The following is a 3643-nucleotide window of genomic DNA, read 5'->3' on the forward strand; positions in this document are numbered from 1 at the left end:
GGCCGACGTGGAAGGGAATATCCGCAAGGGCAAGGACGCCAAGGAGATCTCGCCTATCGCATTCGATGCCGTCCGGCGCATCGACGCCCTGTTCGACATCGAGCGGGAGATCAACGGGCATAGCCCGGCGGATCGACTGGAGGTCCGGCAGCGCCTGTCGGCCCCGCTGGTCGAGGATCTGGAGCGTTGGCTGCGCGGCGAACGCGCACTCCTGTCCAAGCATGCCAAGGTTGCCAAGGCCATCGACTACCTGCTGGCGCCGAACCATTGGCCGGGCTTCACCCGGTTCCTGGACGACGGACGGATCTGCCTGACCAACAACGCGGCCGAAAGATCGCTCCGCGGCGTGGCCCTCGGCAGGAAATCCTGGCTCTTTGCGGGTTCCGAGCGCGGCGGGCAGCGCGCCGCCTTCATGTATTCCCTGATCGGCACCGCGAAGCTGAACGACATCGACCCGCAGGCTTGGCTCGCCGACGTCATCGCCCGCATCTCCGACATTCCGGTCTCACGCCTGCACGAGTTGCTGCCGTGGGAATGGAACGCCGCTGCGCTCCAGGTCAAGGCAGCCTGACCACGGCACTCGCCGGATGCTTACGAGAAACCGAACCCCATCGAAAAAATTGTTCCTCTGCTTTTCCCTTCGCACCCACCTCCCGTCCGACGCGAAGAACCTGGCCCGCCGCCTTACCGAGATGAGCGACCTGGTCTTCGCCGCGGATGCGGAGACGACGATGGCGATTGCGCCCGAAACACAGGTCAGGATGCTGGAAAGCCTCGTTCGCTTCGAGATCGAAGCCTTTGAGCGCGTGCGTGCGACCGCCGGAAGGCGTAGCACCGAAGCCGCCTCCATGACCTTGCGGCGTGAGGAAGCTCTTCAAGATACACTGCGCCGGGCGCTCTGGCTCGGCGATCGCGACGTCGCGCGTGCCCCCCTCCGCCATGTCGCCGAACAACTCGAGATCGACCTCGACGAGAGCGACGAGGACTGGTCGGCGCTGGCCTACGAAGCAACAAAAGTCCTGCTCGACGTGAGCCAGGAGCGGGGTCGCCGGCAGCAGGGCATCTACGACCAGCCGACCGTGTTTTTCCGTCGCGCGGTCAGCACAGTCGAAACCGCTTCGGCGCCACATCGCACCGCCCCGGCCGACATCACCGTCGCTCCGGCATCATTCGCGACCGATGAGGTATTGCCGGAAGCGGCACCTGTCACGGTCCCGGCCTCTTTCGCGTGCGAGACGGAAACCCCAGTGCCGCCAGTGGCTTGCCCTGAGCCCACACGGCCTCAACCGGAGCCGCAGAATGACGCGGCCGTCCGTCAGAAAGCAACCGCGTGCGAGGCATCCCTTCGCAACACCACATCCCTGTCCGCAACCATTGTGGTGCCGGCCAGCTTCGACATGCCCTCAGGATACGATGAGGAGCGTTGGCAAGAGGCCCGGATCGCGGCCCGTCCGCCGCGTATCCTGATCGACCGATCCTTGCTTTCGGAAAGCATCCGCGCGGCCCTTGAGAAGCAGCGGGGGATCACCCTCACCGAAGCAATCGAACTCTACTTCGAGCTCCTGAGCTGGGGATACCGGGCCCCGTTCAACAAGCATCAGAAACGCAAGGCCATTCCGGAGAAACTCAAGACCGCATCTGTCGACGAGCGTCTTTGCGAGGATCACAGGGGAAAGCGCAGGCTCGCACTCGATTTCTGGCCGTCCGCTCTCGGCGACGAACCGGTTGACGAGATCCATGTCGATGAGGTGAACGACGCGCTTCAACGGTTTTGGGGAGTTCCGGCCAATCACGGTAGGTCGGCCAACGACCGCGCCAACTACGGTATCATGGAATTGATCGAGATGGCCGATGCCAGGGCGGCCCAGCTCGACAAGGACATCGAGGCTGCCGAATTGCGCGGCGCAGGGTCCGAGGAGATCGACAAGATGCGCCTGCAAGGTCACAAGGCTCGCGTCTCGGTGACGACATACATCAAGCATGGCCGCGTCATGCGCGGTCGGCGAGATGCTGATGGACATGCAGCTGATCGACCAGAACCCGTTCAGTATCTGCACTTGGACCAACGATGAAGAGAAGGCTCTGAAGAGCTCGGAAGGCCAGCGCAGGCGGGAAGCGTGGGACGACCGGATCTATGACCTGTGGAACTCCCGGATCTATCAGGAGCCTCTCGAAGACATCGGTGACCCGCTGTTCTGGGCGCCGCTTATCGCGCGCCATCAGGGGATGCGCATGGAGGAAATCCTTCAGCTGGGGCCGGACGACTTCGGCGTCGACAAGGGAATTCCGTATCTGCGTATTCGCCACGACATCGTGAACGGCGTGAAAACCCTCAGCAGCGCACGGATTCTTCCGATCCACCCGCAACTGGTCGAACTCGGCCTCTTGAAACTGGTCGATATGCGCAGGAAGGCAGGTCACATCCGACTGTTCCCGTTCTTGAACCGCGGCAAGGTGAAGGGCACGTTCTCGGCGAATTTCAGCAAGATGTTCGGATATTACCGGCGGACCAACGGGTGCTACTGGGCAGGTCTGGACTTCCACGCCCTGCGCACGACGTTCCATCATGACCTCCTGGGCGACGACAAGTCTGACGCAATTCGCTGCCGAATTATGGGGCACACCCGCACCGACGAGGGCGACGCATCATACGGACAAAACCTTGGCATTGAGAAGCTTGCCGAACGCATGAAATCGGTCGTGGTCGATATCTCGATGATCAGGAGACCCTTCGATGACCCGTCCGCCATGACGAACGCTCGGGCACGGGAACAAGGCCTACGGATCGTCGGATAGCAGCGAGCCGGCGGACCGGCCGCGCGCGAACAACGAAGTTCCGCATCAGAGTGACGCGAACCCCAGGAAACGCGGCGGCACCACTGTCGTCATCCAGATACCGTTTTCCGACAGCAAAAAGGTCTGTTCTGCGGCAACCATGGCAGCGCAGTCACGGTCAAGACCACAGCTTTTCCATGCCGGGCCCCGACGATCCTGGCGGTTTCGACATCGCGGCTGAGATGGACGAACTGCCGACGCTGCGGTCGCAGGCCCTCTGCAAAGATCGCGTCCAGGTGATGCCGGGCTGTGCCGTGGTAGAGCGTGTCTGGAGGAACCGCGGCCGTCAGCCCGAAGTCGAGCGCGAGCGAGTGACCCTGCGCCGCGCGGACGCGCGCGATAGAGCAACCTGCGGTCTGGAAATTCTGCTGAGAGCGGGTCATGCATTCTGGCATTCCCATTTGATGTAGGCCTTGGTCTCGGAGGCCCATTTCTCGTCGATCTCTACGAGGACGGCGCTGACCAGTCGCAGCAGAGCGTCGTCGCTGGGAAAGACCCTGACCTTTACGGTGCGCCGCTTGAGCTCCTGCTGGACGGATCGCTCCATCGGGTTTGAAGTGCGCAGCCGGCGGCGATGGTGCTCGGGCAGCGTGAAGACCGCGAGCCCCTCGGGCGCGTTTTCCTCCAGCCATGCGGCCAGCTTCGGCGCAGAGGTGCGATAGCTGGCGACGATCTCTGCCAAGGCCGTTTCTGCCTTGGCGAGCGTGCTGGCATTCCACACGGTGCGCAGCTCAGCTCCGATGCGCTTGCGGATCTCGACGTTCGGAGCGTGATGAATGGCGTTGCGCGCGAGATGGAACTGGCAGCG

At 62.9% G+C, this 3643-nt stretch carries 5 protein-coding genes; 3 read left to right on the forward strand and 2 right to left on the reverse strand.

The genetic code is table 11. The features are described from left to right. The 3 genes from JSE7799_RS18630 to JSE7799_RS18640 all read left to right on the forward strand — a co-directional run. Positions 1 to 571 (forward strand): IS66 family transposase (locus JSE7799_RS18630; RefSeq protein WP_144431813.1); only part of this gene is annotated, 571 nt, incomplete at its 5' end. Positions 572 to 692: 121 nt separating this feature from the next. Then, entirely contained in the window at positions 693 to 2072 is a 1380-nt protein-coding gene (locus tag JSE7799_RS18635; protein ID WP_222101820.1) for a hypothetical protein, read from the forward strand. Continuing rightward, positions 2014 to 2796, forward strand: a complete 783-nt coding sequence (locus JSE7799_RS18640; RefSeq protein WP_144431815.1) for a site-specific integrase — start codon at positions 2014 to 2016, stop codon at positions 2794 to 2796. Before JSE7799_RS18635 ends, JSE7799_RS18640 begins: the two co-directional genes overlap by 59 nt. An 89-nt stretch (positions 2797 to 2885) precedes the next feature. Here the strand turns inward: JSE7799_RS18640 and JSE7799_RS20215 are convergent, their stop codons facing one another. Both JSE7799_RS20215 and JSE7799_RS18645 read right to left on the reverse strand, forming a co-directional pair. Beyond that, positions 2886 to 3218 (reverse strand): RNA 2'-phosphotransferase, encoded by a 333-nt coding sequence (locus tag JSE7799_RS20215; protein ID WP_222101821.1) that lies wholly within the window; start codon positions 3216 to 3218, stop codon positions 2886 to 2888. Beyond that, positions 3215 to 3643, reverse strand: a 429-nt coding sequence (locus JSE7799_RS18645; protein ID WP_186202010.1) for a transposase, incomplete at its 5' end; no start/stop codon positions are given. The genes JSE7799_RS18645 and JSE7799_RS20215, both read right to left, overlap by 4 nt.

It is taken from the genome of Jannaschia seosinensis (assembly GCF_001408515.1).
Lineage (GTDB): Bacteria > Pseudomonadota > Alphaproteobacteria > Rhodobacterales > Rhodobacteraceae > Jannaschia > Jannaschia seosinensis.

Excerpts from the sequence above, each read along its gene's own strand:
- JSE7799_RS18635 (WP_222101820.1), top strand. The coding sequence starts at position 693 with ATGAGCGACCTGGTCTTCGCCGCGGATGCGGAGACGACGATGGCGATT.
- JSE7799_RS18640 (WP_144431815.1), top strand. The coding sequence starts at position 2,014 with ATGGACATGCAGCTGATCGACCAGAACCCGTTCAGTATCTGCACTTGG.
- JSE7799_RS20215 (WP_222101821.1), bottom strand. The coding sequence starts at position 3,218 with ATGACCCGCTCTCAGCAGAATTTCCAGACCGCAGGTTGCTCTATCGCG.